We start from the raw sequence: 17,909 nt of genomic DNA, 5'->3' as shown, positions 1-17,909 counted from the left end.
ATGATGTGCTTCTGACTCGCTAGCTCACCTGCAGTTCTGCGCCCCTCACCAGCAAGCCGCAATTCACAAGACCACCAGCTTTTTACTCAACTACCGACCAACTTCCGGGTGCGGTGTCCTCGCCGCTTGCGGGACCGTGTAGCGGCATGGATGCCGCCACCGAGCCCCACGGACGGATTCACGGCGTGTCCCGCAAGCGGTGAGGGCATCGCGCCTTCGACCAACCAGGCGTTTGACTGCATCCCAAAAGTGCAGCCAACAAAACCACTGCGCTCACCGCCAGGCAGGCGCTAACTCCGTTTGCTCGCTGCTCTTAAGAGCAGCGAGCAAAACGTAACGACCAGTCGTCAGGCAGGTGTGGACGGCGCACTCAGCACCGGAATGCACAAGTGATACATACCGCACCGAGCACCCGCCGCGCCCGCCTGGCGGCTGCACAGTCCTTTTGTTGGCTGCTCCTAGTGCAACTGCAACATCGTGCGCATGTACAGGTCGATCAACGCCGGCTTGTCCGCGCGCAGGCAGGCCTGCACGTTCGGCGTGCCCCGCCCTTCACGCGTATAGCCTTGCGCATCGACGTCCAAACGCAGCGGCGTGGTCGGGCACAGTTCGGGGCGCAGCAACCAGGCCACCGGCACGGCATCGAACAAGGTCGGCGTTGCGCTGGCCCAGGGCTGGTCGGTGTTGCGCCATTGGTAGTAGAGCTGGGTGAGCGCGTCGGTCAGGCCGTCGCCGTGCGCAAACAGCGCGATACGCTCGGGTTCTTCCAGGGTGATCTGAGTGGCATCCAGCGGCAGCAGGACGATTGGCACACCGGCCGCGAACACGCGCTGCGCGGCCGCCACATCGGACACGATGTTGTACTCGGCGGCCGGCGCGCTGGCCGGGCGATACGCGGACTTACCGTAGCCCACCCGCACCGACCCGCCCATCGCCACGATGCGCTTGAGCTTGGCAAAGCCCGCCGGGTCGCGTTGCTGCGCCAGTGCGGCATCGGTCATCGGGCCCAGCACCAGCAAGGTCACCTCACCCGGATGGCGCTGCGCCTGCTGCAGGATCATCGTCGCTGCATCGGGCAAGCCGCTCGGCAGCTGCCCTTTCGCGGCCCAGTTCGCCTGGCTGAAGGCAATCGTGCTGGTGGTGCGCTTGCCCACCGCCAGCGGGATGTCGCTGCGCCCGGCCTGCTGCAACAAACGCTGCAACAGCTGTACACGCAGCGTGGTATCCCCCCACGCCGATGCAATGCCCAGCACCTGCACCTTTGGGCCACGCAACAGCAGTGCCAGTGCGAACGCATCGTCGATGTCGTCGCCGATATCGGTGGAGACCACCACCATGTCGGCAGGCGCAGGCACAGCTGTGCCCTGCACCGCCGCGGCGGGCGCCTGCGCCCACGCGGCGGCGCAGAGGCACCACATCGCCAGCATGCTCCAGGTGCGTTGCCATCTGTGTTGCATCTGTTTCTCCTGCTGCAAAAAAAAACCGCCGGCATGCTGGCCGGCGGTTCGCGTTCTACCGTACAACGATGCCGATCAGAAGTTGGCGCGGAACTGCGCGCCAACGATGCGCGGGTCGTTGATGAAGCCGGTGAGGTTGTTGAAATCGATCGCACCGGTCACGCGGATCTGGTTGGTGCAGTTGCGGCAGAACACCGACACCTCGTACGCACCGGCGCCCCAGTTGTAACCGATCTTGGCGCCGCCTTCGACCAGCGGCTGGCCGGTGAATTCCTTGGAGTCGTACAGGAAGAAATTCACTTCGCTGCGGTAGGACCAGTCGGTGTAGAAGAACAGCTCGCCGTCGTTGCCCATCGGGATGCCGTAACGCAGCGTGGCGTTGGCCATCCACTTGGACGCCTGCGGCAGGTCATTACCGTCGATCAGCGCGCGGCCGGCCGCATTGAGCGGGTCGGTCACGGTGCAGGTGCGGCACACGCCCACCGACAGGTTCGGGTCATCGATGCGGGTCCAGTTGTAGGCGCCACCGGCGGTGACGCGCAGGTTCTGGGTGATCAACGCTTCGAAATCGAACTCGGCGCCGCGTGCCTTGGTCTTGTCGGCGTTGAGCAGACGCACATCGTTGGAGGCGCCGCCTACTGCGGTGAGCTGCTGGTTCTTGACCCGGAAATCGTAGATGTCAAAGCTCAGGCGCGCGCGGTTGTCGAACAGATCCGACTTGATGCCGATCTCGAACGAATCCACCGTCTCCGGCTCGGCCACGGTCAGCGGCGCGGTGCCCGAGGGCACACCGAAGCTGGCGCCGCGGAAGCCGCGTGCGGCACGTGCATACACGTTGACGTCGTCGTTGATGGAGAACGTCGCGGCCAGATCGCCGGTGACCTTGGAGTTGTCGGTTTCGCCGCTGGACGGTTCGACCAGCGTGACGCGGTCCAGCGCCAGCACGTCGAAGGTCTTCTTGTCGTAGGTGTAGCGGATACCGGCGCGCAGGTTCAAACGGTCGGTGGCCGCGTAGTTCAACGAGCCGAACGCTGCCCACGAGGTATTGCGCTGGCGGGTCAGCTGGTAGCTGGCCAGATCGCCGCCGCTGAAGGTGTTGTAGGTGTAGTTTTCGCCTTCCACATCGTCGTGGAAGTAGTACAGGCCGGCCTGCCAGTTGAGCGGGCCTTCGTACTGCGATTCGGCACGCAGCTCCTGGCTGTACTGGTCCAGGCTCTTGATGCCGCCGGCGGTTTCCACCGGGAACGGAATCGCGCCCGGGCCGGACGGCGGTGCGAACACCGCGCCGAAGCCGCCGTCGATGTCGCCACGGCTGTAGTACTTGCCGATGCCTTCATAGGCGGTGATCGAGTGCAGCGCAATGTCGCCCAGGTCCCAGGTCAGATTGGCGCTGCCGCCGTAGGTCTGCAGTTCCTGAGTGTTGGCGCCGTCGATGAAGGATTTTTCTGCGTCGAAGCCATCCACCAATTGGTTGGTGCCGGGCTGGATGATGTTGGCGCGGAACAGGCGCGCGGTGCCATCCAGATGGCGCGCATGCGCGTTGAACAATGCGCTGAAATCGTCGCTGGCCTGGTACAGCAACTGCAGGCGCACGGCCGAGTCGGTATAGCCTTCCAGATCGCGGCCGTCGCGGTTTTCGACCCAGTCGTCGCGGCGCTGGCCCAAGGTGGACAGACGCGCCGCCCAATGCTCGCCCATCGCGATGCTCAGGCCGCTTTCCAGCGTCATGGTGCCGTAGGTGCCATAGGACAGGCTGGCGTAGCCGTCGTTGGAGCCGATGGTCGGCTTGACCGAGTTGAACTTGACCACGCCGGCCGGCGTATTGCGGCCGAACAAGGTGCCCTGCGGGCCACGCAATACTTCCAGGCCTTCCAGATCGAAAATCGGGAAGCCCTTCAGGAAGGCGTTTTCCTGCACCACGTCGTCATAGATCAGCGACACCGGCTGCGAGGCGTAGGTATTGAAGTCGGTGTTGCCGTAGCCGCGGATGTACACACGCGGGAACACACGGCCGTTGGACGATTCGATATTCAGGCTCGGCGCCTTGCCGGCCAGCACGCGGATGTCCGAACCGCTGGTGGAAATGGCGTCCAGAAATTCCGGGCGCAACACGCTGGCCGACACCGGCACATCCTTGGAGTCTTCCGAGCGACGCTCGACCGTGACCTTGACCGCATCCAGACGCACGACGCCGTCGGCGCTGGGCGCTTGCTGGGCGGCGGCGTAGAGCGGGAGAAGGGAAACGACGGCAACGGCAAGCGCGCTGATCTTGAGCGACCGGCTGGCTGACATGGGAAGACTCCGAATTCGGTTGGCGGAGCGGCCTGATTTCCATGCCGCGTTGCAACAGAATTAACACGATTTACACAAATTTGGCAGAGCCCGTGCGAAAAAGTTTTCATAATTAGAAATGGCGTTCTAATTAATGCAACACCACCGTGCAATTTGTGCGCTGGAGCGTTGTGTGTCTCAGCGAGCGGTGCTCAGCACATGGGCCGCACCAACAGGCTTGGCTGCACTGGGGCCGGCGACGGCACGCGGCGCGGCGCGCACGCGAGCCCACACGAAAACCCACACGACGACTGCCCCGATACCGTTTGACGAGCACATAGACAAGCCGCAATGGACCGCCCGCAGATTTCTAAACCGGCGTAGACGCCCCCGCTCCGCCCGCCACCGGAGACATCCACCCACGTGCATCCGTGTTCCGTTCACTCGACCTTGGCAACATCACCCGGCACGCGCACCCAACCTTCCATCAGCACTCGCGCACTGCGGCTCATCAGCGCCTTGGTCACCTGCCACTGCCCGTCCACCAGTGTCGCCTCCGCACCGACACGCAAGGTGCCGGACGGATGGCCGAAACGCACTGCCGAGCGGGTCGCGCCGCCTGCGGCCAAATTGACCAGGGTGCCGGGCACCGCCGCTGCGGTCCCGATGGCGACGGCGGCGGTACCCATCATCGCGTGGTGCAACTTGCCCATCGACATCGCACGCACCAGCAGATCGATCTCGCCAGCGAGCACCGGCTTGCCGCTGGAGGCGGTGTAGTCGGCGGGCGGCGCAACGAAGGCGACCTTGGGGGTGTGCTGGCGCGTGGCGGCTTCGTCGATGCTGGCGATCAACCCCATCCGCACCGCGCCATGTGCGCGCAACGTTTCGAACATGGCCAGCGCACGCGGATCGCCATTGATCGCGTCCTGCAATTCGGTGCCGGTGTAACCCAGGTCATGCGCGTTGACAAAAATGGTCGGGATGCCGGCATTGATCAGCGTGGCGGCGATCGCGCCCAGGCCAGGAATCTCCAGCTGATCGATCAGCTTGCCGGTGGGAAACATCGCACCGCCCTCGCCTTCGGCCGCATCGGCGGGATCGAGAAATTCCAGTTGCACTTCGGCAGCGGGAAAGGTCACCCCATCCAGCTCGAAGTCGCCGGTTTCCTGTACCTGACCGTCGCTCATCGGCACGTGCGCCACGATGGTCTTACCGATATTGGCCTGCCAGATCCGCACCGTCGCCACACCATCGTGCGGCACCCGCGCCGCATCGACCAGGCCATTAGCGATCGCAAACGGCCCCACCGCCGCCGACAGGTTGCCGCAGTTGCCGCTCCAATCCACGAACGCGCTGTCGATGGACACCTGCCCGAACAGATAGTCCACATCGTGCCCGTCGCGCGTACTGGCAGAGACGATCACGCTCTTGCTGGTACTGGACGTGGCCCCACCCATGCCATCGATCTGCTTGGCATACGGATCGGGGCTGCCGATCACCCGCAGCAACAACGCATCGCGCGCCGGCCCCGGCTGTTGTGCGGCAACCGGCAGATCCTGCAGGCGGAAAAACACGCCTTTGCTGGTACCGCCGCGCAGGTAGGTGGCGGGGATGCGGAGTTGGGGAACAAATGACATGGAGGGTCCTTGAAAGCAACGAAGTAGCGAGACAGTCAGCGCAACGCGGGCCAGTATCGCCTTGCATGGCTAGCGCAGCCGAGAGCGTGGCTGACGCCCGATCCGTCTTTCGACGTTCAGAACGGCAGCGAACATTGCGCCTGCTCACCCAAGCCGGCAGCAGGACGCAATGGCCATTGTGCGATGGGGGTGTAGCGATACGGCGCTCCCCCAGCTTCGACAAGCAGCAAGGTGTCGCTGTGCCAGACGATCGCCGGAATACGCGCGTCCAGCTTTGTGGGCGCCTTGTAGCTGATCGTGATATGCGGGGTATGTCCGCCTCCAGGCGGTAGCCGCTCTGCCTGCAGCGCCATAGCAACCGCCTGCAGCAGCGCGGTGAACTCGGAAGGCACACCATATGCCCGAAACGCGCAATGCATTGGACCTGTGCCAGAGGTGGTGATGCGATTCAAGCGCAACGTCACTGCGGCGGCATCGACGCGGCTCCCGGCACGCAGCATGGCCGCACGCGCATCCACGCCCTCATACCTGTCACTCAGCGATTGATGCCAATTACACACTTCGAAGAGCGTTCCCCCAAGTGCCGTGTCAAAGCCATGAGCAGCAACCGCGCCAGCCATCAGGTCAAGCACGTCCGGCGGCGGCTTCAACATAAAAATCAATCGTGGTGTCGAAGACATACCGATGCCTACGCCACCTTGCTCGCTTCCAGAAAATCCTGTGCAAACCGTTGCAACACGCCGCCGGCTTCATAGATCGCCACTTCTTCCGCAGTATCCAGACGGCAGGTCACCGGCACCTGCAGCTGCTCGCCGTTGCGGCGATGGATCGATAACGTCAGCGTTGCGCCTGGCGTACGCTCGCCCATCACGTCGAATGTTTCGCTGCCGTCGATACCTAGTGTCTTGCGATCGGTCCCCGGCTTGAATTCCAGCGGCAGCACGCCCATGCCGATCAGGTTGGTGCGGTGGATCCGCTCGAAGCCTTCGGCCACGATCGCTTCCACGCCCGCCAGCCGTACGCCCTTGGCCGCCCAGTCGCGCGAGGAACCCTGCCCGTAATCGGCGCCGGCAATGATGACCAACGGCTGCTTGCGCGTCATATAGGTTTCGATCGCTTCCCACATGCGCACGACCTGCCCGTCCGGCTCCAACCGTGCCAGCGAACCGGCGGTGACCTGCCCATCCACCACGGCCATTTCGTTGACCAACTTCGGGTTGGCGAAGGTGGCGCGTTGCGCGGTGAGATGGTCGCCGCGATGGGTAGCGTAAGAATTGAAGTCTTCTTCCGGCACGCCCATTTGCGCCAGGTATTCGCCGGCCGCACTGCTTGCCATGATGGCGTTGGAGGGAGACAGGTGATCGGTGGTGATGTTGTCGCCCAGCACCGCCAGCGCGCGCATGCCATGCAGCGTGCGTACACCGGCCAACGCGCCCTCCCAATACGGCGGACGGCGAATATAGGTACTGGTCGGGCGCCAGTCGTACAGCGGGCTCACGCGCGCGCCCTGCCCCACGCTGCGCTTGAACATCGGGTCGTAGACGCTGCGGAAATGCTCCGGCTTGACGCTGCGCGCCACCACGGCGTCGATCTCCGCATCGCTCGGCCACAGATCCTTCAGCGTGATCGGTGTGCCATCCGCATCGATGCCAAGCACATCCTTTTCGATATCGAAGCGCACCGTTCCTGCGATGGCATAGGCGATCACCAACGGCGGCGAAGCGAGAAACGCCTGCTTGGCATACGGATGAATGCGCCCATCGAAATTGCGGTTGCCCGACAACACCGCCGTCGCATACAGGTCGCGGTCGATGATCTCCTGCTGGATCACCGGATCCAACGCGCCGCTCATGCCATTGCAGGTGGTGCAGGCGAACGCCACGATGCCGAAGCCCAGTTGCTCCAGCTCGCTCAGCAAGCCGGCCTCTTCCAGATACAGCTGCACCGCCTTGGAGCCGGGCGCCAGCGAACTTTTCACCCACGGTTTGCGGGTCAGGCCACGCGCATTGGCGTTGCGCGCCAGCAGGCCGGCCGCGATGACGTTGCGTGGATTGGAGGTGTTGGTGCACGAGGTGATCGCCGCGATGATCACCGCGCCATCGGGCATCTGCCCTGGCACGTCTTCCCACGCAGCGGCGATGCCGCGGTTTGCCAGCTCGGTGGTCGCCACCCGCTTGTGCGGGTTGGACGGGCCGGCCATGTTGCGCACCACGCTCGACAAGTCGAACTGCAGCACGCGCTCATACTGCGCAGTGACCAGAGCGTCGGCCCACAAGCCGGTATGCCTTGCGTAGGTTTCCACCAGCGCAATCTGCGCGTCCTCGCGGCCGGTCAGCCGCAGGTAGTCGATAGTCTGCTGGTCGATGTAAAACATCGCCGCGGTCGCACCGAATTCTGGCGTCATATTGGAGATGGTGGCGCGGTCGCCGATGGTCAGCGCGCTGGCGCCGGCACCATAAAACTCCAGATACGCACCGACCACGCGCTGCTGGCGCAGGAATTCGGTCAAGGCCAGCACGATGTCGGTGGCGGTGATGCCCGGCGCCGGCCGGCCCAACAATTCAACGCCGATGATGTCGGGCAGGCGCATCCACGACGCGCGCCCCAGCATCACGGTCTCCGCTTCCAGCCCGCCCACACCCACGGCGATCACGCCCAACGCATCCACGTGCGGGGTATGGCTATCGGTGCCCACGCAGGTATCTGGAAACGCCACGCCATCCAGCGTGTAGATCACCGGCGACATCTTCTCCAGATTGATCTGATGCATGATCCCGTTGCCCGGCGGAATCACTTCCATGTTCTCGAACGCCCGCTTGGTCCATTCGATGAAGTGAAAGCGATCGGCATTGCGGCGATCTTCCACGCTGCGATTCTTGGCAAAGGCCTGCTTGTCGAAACCGGCGTACTCCACTGCCAGCGAGTGATCGACGATCAACTGCACCGGCACCACCGGATTGACCTGCGCCGGGTCGCCGCCCTGCTCGGCGATGGCATCACGTAAGCCGGCCAGATCCACCAGCGCGGTCTGCCCCAGGATGTCGTGGCAGACCACACGCGCCGGAAACCACGGAAAATCCAGGTCGCGCTTGCGCTCGATCAGCTGGCGCAGGTAGGCCTCCAGCATCTGCGGCTCGGCGCGCCGCACCAGGTTTTCGGCATGCACGCGCGCGGTGTACGGCAGCGCTGCATACGCGCCCGGCTGCAACGCATCCACTGCGGCGCGTGCATCGAAATACTCCAACGAGGTACCCGGCAAGGGCTTACGGTACTGGCTGTTCATGGCTGGCGATATCACAAGGCGGGCGAGGTTTCTTGCGGTTGCGGTACTGCTATTGCTGTGCGGTTGCAGTGCTGCGATTGCGTTGCTGTGGCGGTGTTGCTGTGGCGGTGTTGCTATCCGGCGCCGCTGCTACTGCGGTGCGGTTGCGGTGCCCTTCTCCCGCAGGCGGGAGAAGGTGCCCGAAGGGCGGATGAGGGACAGGGCCGCCCACACAGTCAGGCGCGCTGATCCAACGGCACGAAGACCTGATCTTCCGGCCCGGTGTAGTTAGCCGACGGGCGAATGATCTTGCCGTCCACGCGCTGCTCGATGATGTGCGCGCTCCAACCGGCCGTGCGTGCCAGCACGAACAGCGGCGTAAACATCGCAGTCGGCACACCCATCATGTGGTAGCTCACCGCACTGAACCAATCGAGGTTGGGGAACATCTTCTTGATGTCCCACATCACCGTTTCCAAGCGCTCGGCGATGTCGTACATCTTGCGGCTGCCCTGCGCATCGGACAGCTCGCGCGCCACGTCCTTGATCACCTTGTTACGCGGGTCGGACACCGTATACACCGGGTGGCCGAAGCCGATCACCACTTCCTTGCGCTCCACGCGCGCCTTGATATCGGCTTCCGCTTCATCCGGGGTGTCGTAGCGCTTCTGTATTTCGAAGGCCACTTCGTTGGCGCCGCCGTGCTTGGGTCCGCGCAGCGCGCCGATGCCACCGGCGATGGCGCTGTACATATCGCTGCCGGTGCCGGCGATCACCCGGCATGCAAACGTGGAAGCGTTGAACTCGTGCTCGGCATACAGGATCAGGCTGGTGTGCATTGCACGCACCCATGAATCCTTCGGCGCAAACCCGTGCAGCAGATGCAGGAAATGCCCGCCGATCGAATCGTCATCGGTTTCCACTTCGATGCGCTTGCCGTTGTGGCTGTAGTGATACCAATACAGCAGCATCGAGCCCAACGACGCCATCAGCTTGTCGGCGATGTCGCGCGCGCCCGGATGATTGTGGTCGTCCTTCTCCGGCTGCAGGCAGCCCAGCACCGAGACGCCGGTGCGCATCACATCCATCGGGTGTGCCGACGGCGGCAGTTGCTCCAGCGCCGCTTTCACTGCAGCCGGCATGCCACGCAACGACCGCAACTTGGCCTTGTAACCGCGTAATTCGCCGCTATTGGGCAGCTTGCCGTGCACCAGCAGGTACGCAATTTCCTCGAACTCGCTGGTGGTTGCCAGATCCAGAATGTCGTAACCGCGATAGTGCAGATCGTTGCCGCTGCGCCCCACGGTGCACAGCGCGGTGTTGCCTGCAGCAGTACCAGACAGGGCAACGGATTTTTTCGGCTTGAAACCGGGAATGGTGGTGTCGTTCATGCGATGAGCTCCCAAGCTGTGGCGTGTTGCGGTGTCACGGAGGAGTGACCAGGTGGACGCAGCAAGCGGCGATCATGCGCCTTTGCGTGCAAACAGTGCATCCAGGCGTTGTTCGTAATCGTGGTAGCCGATGCGTTCGTACAGTTCTTCGCGCGTCTGCATGGTTTCCAGTACCGCTTGTTGATGGCCATCGCGACGGATCGCGGTGTAGACGTCCTCGGCAGCTTTGTTGGCCGCACGAAATGCCGACAGCGGAAACAACTGGATCGCCACGCCGGCAGCGGCCAGTTGGTCGCGCGTAAACAGCGGCGTCTTGCCGAACTCGGTGATGTTGGCCAGCACCGGCACGCCCACCGCATCGACAAAGCGCTTGTAGGTGTCCAGGTCGTAGGCGGCCTCGGCAAAGATGCCGTCGGCGCCCGCTTCCACGCAGGCGATGGCGCGCTCGATCGCCGCGTCCACGCCTTCCATCTGGATGGCATCGGTCCGCGCGATCAAAAAGAACGCCGGATCGGTCTTGGCATCGGCCGCCGCCTTGACCCGGTCCACCATCTCGCCCTGACTGACAATCTCCTTGCCCGGCCGATGCCCGCAGCGCTTGGCGCCGACCTGGTCTTCGATATGGCAACCGGCCGCGCCCGCCTTGATCAGCGATTTGATGGTGCGCTCGATGTTGAACGCGCTCGGCCCGAAGCCGGTGTCCACGTCCACCAGCAGCGGCAACCCGCACACATCGGTAATGCGGCGCACATCGATCAGCACATCTTCCAACGTATTGATGCCCAGGTCCGGCAGCCCCAACGAACCCGCCGCCACGCCGCCGCCAGAGAGATAGATGGCCTGATACCCCGCACGCTGGGCCAGCAGCGCATGGTTGGCATTGATCGCACCGATGACCTGCAGCGGCGACTCGGCGGCCAGCGCCGCGCGGAAGCGGGTACCGGCGGAAGAAATGGGCGAGGACGTCATGGCGATTCCTGGGATGGGATAACGGATAGTTCGCAAACCCTGTGCCAATCGCAAGCACTTGATTCCATTGGGCACCGTCAGCGAATCGTTGCGGATATGCAACACGTGGCGCAACATGAAACATCTATGGAACACGCCAATGTCGATGCGTAACCCCTCCCCCGCCGACCCGGCAGACACATCGCCACCGGTGATCTGGACCGTCAGCGTGTCGCGACTGACCGGCCTGCTTGCCGACGTCATCCCCGAATTCGACCAGCGCGCGCGGATCGAGCAGATCAACCTTGGCTTTGCCGATGCCGTGGACATCATCGGCCAGCGCCTGCGCCGCGAGCGCTGCGACGTCCTGGTCGCTGGCGGCTCCAACGCCGCCTACCTGCGCAGCCGGCTCGCGTTGCCGCTGGCGCCGATCCAGGCCACCGGCTTCGACCTGATGGAAGCGTTGGCGCGTGCGCGCCGCATCGCGCCACGCATCGGCGTGGTGACCCATGCCAGCGACGTCCCCTCGTTCCACGCCTTCCAGCGCAGCTTCGACCTGGACATCGAACATCGCCGCTTCGTCACCGCCGAAGACGCGCGCGACTGCATTGCCGACCTGCGCGCCGGCGGTATCCAGGTCATCGTGGGCACCGGCATGGCGATCGATTTCGCCGAGCAGGCCGGCCTGCCCGGCGTGCTGCTGTATTCGGCAGATTCGGTCCGTCACGCGCTGGAAAACGCCATCGCATTAGGCACTGCTTCCAGCCAGGAACGCCCAGCCGCCCGCAGCAACGCACGACGGACACGCCGCAGCGATGCACTGCTCGGCGACGACACGGCAATGGTGCACGTCCGCGAGCTGGTGCAGTTGTATGCGCCGCACGCGGGCACCGTGTTGATCAGCGGCCAGACCGGGACCGGCAAGGAGCTGGTCGCCCGACAACTGCATACCGGCAGTCGCCGGCATGGCCGCTTTGTCGCGATCAATTGCGGCGCCATCACCGAATCGCTGCTGGAAGCGGAATTGTTCGGCTACAGCGATGGCGCTTTCACCGGCGCACGCCGCGGCGGCCACACGGGCCTGATCGAAGCTGCGCAGGACGGCACGTTGTTTCTCGACGAAATCGGCGAATTGCCGATGCCGCTACAGATGCGCCTGCTCCGCGTGCTGGAAGAGCGCGAAGTGCTGCGCGTCGGCGCCACCGTGCCAATTGCGGTGGATGTGCGCGTGATCGCTGCCAGCCTGCAGGATCTGCATTCCTTGGTAGAGCAAGGGCGCTTTCGTCGCGACCTGTTCTATCGCTTGAATGCACTACGTATCGCACTACCGCCGTTACGCCACCGCCCCGACGATATCGCAATGCTGCTGACGCATTACTTTCAGCAATTGGGCAGCATCGCATCGCCATTGTCGCCCGCAGCGCTGCAACGGCTGCAACGGCATGCATGGCCGGGCAATGTGCGCGAACTACGCAACCTGGTCGAACGCTTATGCATTCACTGGAAGGCACAAGCGCACGACCACCTGAGCCTGGAACAACTCCAACGCTGGGCGCCGGAACTGTTCGACGCACACGACAGCGACCCTGCACCGCAGGCACACACCGAGCTTGCAGCATCGCGCCTGCAACTCACCGCCGCAGCGGTGCGCACGGCACTGGAACGCGCCAACGGCAACCGTGCCCTCGCCGCCCAGGCGCTCGGCGTTTCGCGCACCACCTTGTGGCGCTGGATGCAGGCACAGGCGATGGCGCCACAGCGTTGAACACTGCACGTTGGCTCGGCTTTCAGCACAGGTAGGACAGGGGCAATGCCGCATATCAGGTGATGCACCGCTGCATGCAGCATGCATGACACGCGGCTGAGCACGACAATCAGCACGCACGCGCCGATACGGCGATCACTTGATCCGCGTGTACTCGGTATCGCCCGTGCTCAGTCGACCCGTGGCCTCGTCGATCGCATAATTGACCGTACCGCTGCCGCTGGACACCTGCAGCACACCCTTGGTGAGCAGCGCCGGATAATTTCGGGTCCTCACGCCACTACCGAACAGCTCCGGCGTGGTATCGCGAATGATGAAACTCTCGCCATTGTGCTCGATGCTCAGCACATTCTTCTGCGACTTCACATTGACCCACTTGCCCACGTACTGCTCGCCAACATCGCGCGCGCACCCGGCCAACAACAACATCGCAACCAGCGCACTTCCAAGCAGCGTCTTCATCGCCACTCCATCTCGATCCGGGGCCTTGCAGGATGGCAAGTCCCTGTCGAGCTCGCAAGGCACCGACCCTAGCGAAAAGTGCTTACGTGCACCGCTTCTCGAAATGCAATGCAGCGCCACTACCAAGTGTGAGACAGCGACCCAGTCACACGGATTCATCACTGGTGCAATCGATTAACCGCAGCGTCCAAGCCATGCAGATGGCCAGCCCTGATCGAACGCGCAAGAAAGGCGACATCGCGATGTCTCGCGCCAACGCGAACCACTGCACAGCATGCATTCCGCTGAGTGAGTGGCAGTGACTGCCGAGTGCTGCATAAGAATGAGGACTGCGACGCTATCGCATCGCCCATCCATGTAGCCGCTACGACATTGCGGCAAAGAAAAAAACCGGCTTTCGCCGGTTTTCATCTGACTCTGAATTCATGGTGGGCGGTACAAGGTTCGAACTTGTGACCCTTGCCGTGTGAAGGCAATGCTCTACCGCTGAGCTAACCGCCCGGTGACGCGAGCCGCACATTATAGGGCAGCTGCAGCAATCGTCAACAGCCGCGTTCGACCCGGTGGATGCCTACTGAAAACCACGGCGGTTTGCAGACGCCGGCATCCTCCCGCCAGCCGGCGGCGCTGCCCCTCTCTGCCCGGCATCACGCACGTTAACTGGCTGGCCGTAGCGCCAAGCCGATCACTTGCCTGGCTCTCGATGGCTCATTCCCACCTGGCAGGAATCTCACCTACACCGCAGTCAGCGCACTGCAATCAGTGGCAACCCTGCCGCTGCCGTTGTGCGGCGGCCGGCGGCCGGCCGCATGTCCAACAACAACCGCATCACATCGTATGCGTCGGCTTGTCCGAGGTGGTCAGGCCGGCCAGCAGGGTTTCGATCTTGTTGCGCACCGCCTCGCCTTCCGGGCCGTCCGGAAACTGCACGCCGATGCCGGCGGCGCGGTTGCCCTGCGCGCCCGCAGGCGTGGTCCAGATCACCTTGCCGGCCACCGGCAGGCGCTCGCTGGAATCGGGCAGGGTCAGCAGCAGGAAAACTTCATCGCCCAGCATGTAGCGCTTGGGCGTGGGCACGAAGATGCCGCCGCCTTTCACGAACGGCATGTACGCGCTGTAGAGCGCCGGCTTGTCTTTCAACGCCAGCGACAAAATGCCTTGGCGTGCATTCATTGCACTCATCGAGTTCCCCTAGAACGTGCCTGGTGCGCTCCCTCGCGCCAGGCCAGCAGCAATTCCGTCACTGCCAGGTCGGCGCGGACGGTGGTGCGCAGCAGGTCGCGTGTGCGATTGGCGGCGTCGAACCAGGTCGCCAGCTTGTGCAACCGCGATGGATCGGTCAAGCCGGCCGAGGCCTGCGCCAATGCCAGGTCGGCGGCATGCCGCAGACGCTGATCGGCCTGGCCGTCGTTAGTCCAGCGCTGCGCAACCTCTACCGCACCGGCGCGGCCGCTGGCGATCTGCTCCAGGTCCTGCGCCACCGCGCGACGCACCGTCAGGCCATCCTCGCGCAACCACTGTGCGGCCAGCCCGGGGTGGCCGCGTGCGGCGTCCAGGGCATCCTGCGCGGCACGCTCGCTGATGCCCTGTGCCAGCAACCAGTTCAGTGATTCGTGCGCGGGCGGCAGCTTGAATTCCAGACGCTGGCAACGGCTGCGGATGGTGGCCGGCAAACGCGCCGGCTGCGCGCTGATCAGCCACAGGTAGCGGCCCGGCGAGGGCTCTTCCAGGGTCTTGAGCAAGGCGTTGCAGGCGGCGCGATTGATCGCATCGGCCGGGTCGACGATCACCACCTGGGCGATGCCGTACTGCGGCGTCAGCGACAGCTTTTGCGACACCTCGCGCACCTGCTCGATGACGATTTCCGTGCGCAGCTTGTCGCCGGTGCGATTGGGAATGAACGAGATCAGCTGCAGATCCGGATGGGTGCCGGCGGCGATCAATTGCCGCGTGCGCTGGGCCAACGCCGGGTCCGGCGAGCTGGCCAACACGTGCTCGGCCAGCGCCAACGCCACGCCGCGCTTGCCCAACCCTTCCGGGCCGCAAATCAGCAGCCCGTGTCCGAGCCGGCCGGCATCCAGCGCTGCCACCGTCTGGTCGAAGGCGCGCTGCTGCCAGGGCGAAAACGCGGCGGTCATGGCGTGGGCTCCGGTTGCGGCATGTTCGGTAGGCGGCGACGCTGCAGGTAGCGCGCCACCGCAGCGTTATGGTCGGCCAGGGTCGCCGAAAACGCATGCGCGCCGGTACCGTCGCCAACGGCCACGAAATACAGCGCATCACCGGGTGCCGGGCGCACCGCTGCCAGCAGCGCCTCGCGGCCGGGCATGGCGATCGGCGTGGGGGTCAGGCCGGTGCGGGTGTAGGTGTTGTACGGGGTATCGGTGGTCAGGTCGCGGCGGCGGATGTTGCCGTCGTAGCTGCTGCCGATGCCGTAGATCACGGTAGGGTCGGTCTGCAGCTTCATGCCCAGCTGCAGGCGACGCAGAAACACCCCGGCGATCAACGGCCGCTCGCTGCCCAGTGCGGTTTCCTTTTCTATGATGGACGCCAGGATCAGCGCCTGCTCTGGCGAGGTCAGCGGCACGTTGGCGGCGCGCTGCTCCCAGGCCTGCGCCAGTGCCTTGTCCATCGCCGCATGGGCGCGCTTGAGCACGTCCAGATCGCTGTCGCCGCGTTGATACAGATAGGTCTCCGGCAGGAAGCGGCCTTCCGGATGCTGATTGACAACACCTACCCGCGCCATCAGCGCGGCGTCATCCAGGTTACCGATGGTCTGCTGCAATGGCGTGGCGGTGGCCAACGCGGCGCGCAACTGGCGGAAATTCCAGCCTTCCACGATCGTGAAACGGTATTGGATCACCCGCCCCTGGCGCATGCGACCGAGCAATTCGCGCGGCGACAGGGCCGGCGCCAACGCGTACTCGCCCACCTTGAGTTTGCCGGCCGCATCGACCTGGCGCGCCAGCAGCTGCCATTCCAGATCGGTGCCTTGCGCGATGCCGGCCTCGCGCAATTTGCGCAAGGTGGCCCTGAGCGAATCGCCCGGCGCAATCACCACGCTGGGCGCCGTGGCGCTCACCGGCGTCTGCGCGAAGTGCAGGTAATGCCGCCATGCCACCAGCGCGGCAATCGCCAGCAGCGCTACGAGCAGCAATGCCGTGCCCAGCACGGCCAGACATCCGCGTTTGCCAGTCACCGCCACACCCACCTCGTCATTGCCCTAGCGCCGCGCAGGATACCGCGCGCCGGTGATGTCCCGTTGAAGCGCTCACGTCGGCTCGATCGCACGCAGCACGCCCCGTGCCTTGGCGCGGGTTTCATCCAGCTCGCGTTGCGGGTCCGAGTCCACCACGATGCCGGCGCCGGTGCGGAAGCGCACCTGCGCACCCGCCACCTCCGCGGTGCGGATCAGGATGTTCAGATCCATGTCGCCATCGCGGTTGAGCCAGCCGAACGCGCCGGTGTAGGCGCCGCGCGCGGTCTGTTCGAGCTCGGCGATGATCTGCATGCAACGCACCTTCGGGCAACCGGTAATCGTGCCACCCGGGAACACGGCAGCGATCACCTCGCCCGGCGTGACCCCCGCGCGCAGACGGCCACGCACGTTGCTGACGATGTGATGCACGTGGGCATAGCTTTCCACCGCCATCAGCTCATCCACCTCGACCGTGCCGGGCACGCAGATCCGGCCCAGGTCGTTGCGCTCCAGGTCGATCAGCATGACGTGCTCGGCGCGCTCTTTCGGGTGGCCGACCAGCTCGCGGATGCGCGCCGCATCGTCGTCGCCGGCAAAGCGCGCGCGCGTCCCGGCGATCGGGCGCGTCTGCACCGTATCGCCGTGCACCGACACCAGCCGCTCGGGCGAGGAGCTCACTACCGCGCGCCCGGCCGCCACAAACACGCCGGCGAACGGCGCGGGGTTGGCCGAACGCAACCGGGCGTGCAGCGCCGCCGGATCCACCGCCGCGGCAAACCGTGCATTCCAGGCGCGCGAGATATTGGCCTGGAACACATCGCCGGCACGCAGGTAATCGAGCACCCGCTGCACCGCATCGGTAAAGCGCTCGGGCACGTCTTCGTCCACCGCAACCGGCCCGACCCAGGCCGGCAACGGCGGCAGCGCAGCGCAGGCGGCTATGTCGTCAGCGATGCGATTTAGCAGATCCTCGCGCCCCGGTTCGGCCAGCGCGATGCAGCGCCCGTCCACGCGATCGCGCAACACCGCCGCCGGCGCACGCAAGGCGAGCGCGCTCGGCAGGCGATCGGTCCGCGCAGGCAGCTGCAGGATCGGCTCGACCTGCGCGGCCAATTCGTAGTCCAGCAATACCGCCCAGCCGCCACGAAACGGCAATGCGCTGGTCGCATCGCGCGGCAGCCGTTCGGCGTGCCAGGCAGCATCCAGCGCGTCCAAAAAATTGCATTCGAGCGTTTGACCATCGCCATTGCGCGTCACGCCATCCGGATCCAGCCGCAGGCTGGCGCCATCTGCCAGCAACAGCACATCCCAGCGCCCATGCTCGGTACCGGAGGCAGTGGATTCCAGCAACGCCGGGTACCGCTGCGGCGCCAACCGATGCAGCGCCAGCAAATCGATGTCCGCGTGCAGTGATCGGGTGAGCGTCATCGGTCCGGGGTGGCGTGAGATGCAAAAGCGCGCCGCCTTCCAAAAGGCAGCGCGCGCGATGCGTGGATCAGGATTAGGTCAAGCCAACA

General features: G+C 64.6%; 13 protein-coding genes, 1 tRNA gene and 1 other RNA gene. 1 reads left to right on the top strand and 14 read right to left on the bottom strand.

Annotated features, from left to right (window positions below):
* Window positions 1-321 precede the first annotated feature (321 nt).
* The 8 genes from ACZZ0O_RS11940 to prpB all read right to left on the bottom strand — a co-directional run bounded on the left by ACZZ0O_RS11940 (window position 322) and on the right by prpB (window position 10,990).
* Window positions 322-398: non-coding RNA, sX9 sRNA (locus tag ACZZ0O_RS11940), on the bottom strand.
* A gap of 60 nt (window positions 399-458) precedes the next feature.
* Complete coding sequence (locus ACZZ0O_RS11935) at window positions 459-1,457, bottom strand: nucleoside hydrolase (RefSeq protein WP_463590847.1); 999 nt, start codon at window positions 1,455-1,457, stop codon at window positions 459-461.
* Window positions 1,458-1,532: 75 nt separating this feature from the next.
* Entirely contained in the window at window positions 1,533-3,749 is a 2,217-nt protein-coding gene (locus tag ACZZ0O_RS11930) for a TonB-dependent receptor (RefSeq protein ID WP_323537949.1), read from the bottom strand.
* A gap of 419 nt (window positions 3,750-4,168) precedes the next feature.
* Window positions 4,169-5,368: a 2-methylaconitate cis-trans isomerase PrpF gene (gene prpF, locus ACZZ0O_RS11925; protein WP_463590846.1), complete on the bottom strand. Its 1,200-nt coding sequence runs from the start codon at window positions 5,366-5,368 to the stop codon at window positions 4,169-4,171.
* A 116-nt stretch (window positions 5,369-5,484) separates the two neighbouring features.
* On the bottom strand, window positions 5,485-6,048 hold the full coding sequence (locus tag ACZZ0O_RS11920) for a 2'-5' RNA ligase family protein (protein ID WP_463590845.1): 564 nt from the start codon (window positions 6,046-6,048) through the stop codon (window positions 5,485-5,487).
* An 8-nt stretch (window positions 6,049-6,056) separates the two neighbouring features.
* On the bottom strand, window positions 6,057-8,651 hold the full coding sequence (acnD, locus tag ACZZ0O_RS11915) for a Fe/S-dependent 2-methylisocitrate dehydratase AcnD (protein WP_463590844.1): 2,595 nt from the start codon (window positions 8,649-8,651) through the stop codon (window positions 6,057-6,059).
* A gap of 215 nt (window positions 8,652-8,866) precedes the next feature.
* Window positions 8,867-10,021: a bifunctional 2-methylcitrate synthase/citrate synthase gene (gene prpC, locus ACZZ0O_RS11910; RefSeq protein WP_463590843.1), complete on the bottom strand. Its 1,155-nt coding sequence runs from the start codon at window positions 10,019-10,021 to the stop codon at window positions 8,867-8,869.
* 72 nt (window positions 10,022-10,093) lie between these two features.
* A complete protein-coding gene (gene prpB, locus ACZZ0O_RS11905) occupies window positions 10,094-10,990 on the bottom strand; it encodes a methylisocitrate lyase (protein ID WP_055846320.1) in 897 nt (298 codons plus the stop codon).
* Window positions 10,991-11,135: 145 nt separating this feature from the next.
* Here prpB and prpR point away from each other — a divergent pair, with 145 nt between their 5' ends.
* Window positions 11,136-12,734, top strand: coding sequence for a propionate catabolism operon regulatory protein PrpR (gene prpR, locus ACZZ0O_RS11900; protein WP_463592443.1), 1,599 nt, complete (start codon window positions 11,136-11,138; stop codon window positions 12,732-12,734).
* A gap of 135 nt (window positions 12,735-12,869) precedes the next feature.
* Here prpR and ACZZ0O_RS11895 read toward each other — a convergent pair whose 3' ends face one another.
* From ACZZ0O_RS11895 to ACZZ0O_RS11870, 6 genes are all read right to left on the bottom strand, one after another.
* Complete coding sequence (locus ACZZ0O_RS11895) at window positions 12,870-13,196, bottom strand: hypothetical protein (protein WP_104617099.1); 327 nt, start codon at window positions 13,194-13,196, stop codon at window positions 12,870-12,872.
* Window positions 13,197-13,622: 426 nt separating this feature from the next.
* Window positions 13,623-13,697 (bottom strand) — tRNA-Val (locus tag ACZZ0O_RS11890).
* Window positions 13,698-14,024: 327 nt separating this feature from the next.
* Window positions 14,025-14,378, bottom strand: a complete 354-nt coding sequence (locus tag ACZZ0O_RS11885) for a PilZ domain-containing protein (RefSeq protein WP_003483889.1) — start codon at window positions 14,376-14,378, stop codon at window positions 14,025-14,027.
* Window positions 14,375-15,334 carry a DNA polymerase III subunit delta' gene (locus ACZZ0O_RS11880; RefSeq protein WP_463590842.1) on the bottom strand — a complete coding sequence of 320 codons (960 nt, stop codon included), beginning with the start codon at window positions 15,332-15,334 and terminating at the stop codon, window positions 14,375-14,377. Before ACZZ0O_RS11880 ends, ACZZ0O_RS11885 begins: the two co-directional genes overlap by 4 nt.
* Entirely contained in the window at window positions 15,331-16,404 is a 1,074-nt protein-coding gene (mltG, locus tag ACZZ0O_RS11875; RefSeq protein WP_463590841.1) for an endolytic transglycosylase MltG, read from the bottom strand. Before mltG ends, ACZZ0O_RS11880 begins: the two co-directional genes overlap by 4 nt.
* Window positions 16,405-16,464: 60 nt before the next feature.
* Window positions 16,465-17,820 carry an aminodeoxychorismate synthase component I gene (locus ACZZ0O_RS11870; protein WP_463590840.1) on the bottom strand — a complete coding sequence of 452 codons (1,356 nt, stop codon included), beginning with the start codon at window positions 17,818-17,820 and terminating at the stop codon, window positions 16,465-16,467.
* Window positions 17,821-17,909: the final 89 nt, after the last annotated feature.

It is taken from the genome of Xanthomonas sp. AC360 (assembly GCF_979258225.1).
Note: the sequence above shows the minus strand (reverse complement) of the source record. Positions and strands in the feature narration are given on the sequence as shown.

Coding starts and splice junctions, on each gene's coding strand:
- prpR (WP_463592443.1), top strand. CDS start 11,136: ATGCGTAACCCCTCCCCCGCCGACCCGGCAGACACATCGCCACCGGTG.
- ACZZ0O_RS11930 (WP_323537949.1), bottom strand. CDS start 3,749: ATGTCAGCCAGCCGGTCGCTCAAGATCAGCGCGCTTGCCGTTGCCGTC.
- prpB (WP_055846320.1), bottom strand. CDS start 10,990: ATGACGTCCTCGCCCATTTCTTCCGCCGGTACCCGCTTCCGCGCGGCG.
- acnD (WP_463590844.1), bottom strand. CDS start 8,651: ATGAACAGCCAGTACCGTAAGCCCTTGCCGGGTACCTCGTTGGAGTAT.
- prpC (WP_463590843.1), bottom strand. CDS start 10,021: ATGAACGACACCACCATTCCCGGTTTCAAGCCGAAAAAATCCGTTGCC.
- ACZZ0O_RS11935 (WP_463590847.1), bottom strand. CDS start 1,457: ATGCAACACAGATGGCAACGCACCTGGAGCATGCTGGCGATGTGGTGC.
- ACZZ0O_RS11880 (WP_463590842.1), bottom strand. CDS start 15,334: ATGACCGCCGCGTTTTCGCCCTGGCAGCAGCGCGCCTTCGACCAGACG.
- ACZZ0O_RS11920 (WP_463590845.1), bottom strand. CDS start 6,048: ATGTCTTCGACACCACGATTGATTTTTATGTTGAAGCCGCCGCCGGAC.
- ACZZ0O_RS11870 (WP_463590840.1), bottom strand. CDS start 17,820: ATGACGCTCACCCGATCACTGCACGCGGACATCGATTTGCTGGCGCTG.
- ACZZ0O_RS11885 (WP_003483889.1), bottom strand. CDS start 14,378: ATGAGTGCAATGAATGCACGCCAAGGCATTTTGTCGCTGGCGTTGAAA.
- prpF (WP_463590846.1), bottom strand. CDS start 5,368: ATGTCATTTGTTCCCCAACTCCGCATCCCCGCCACCTACCTGCGCGGC.
- ACZZ0O_RS11895 (WP_104617099.1), bottom strand. CDS start 13,196: ATGAAGACGCTGCTTGGAAGTGCGCTGGTTGCGATGTTGTTGTTGGCC.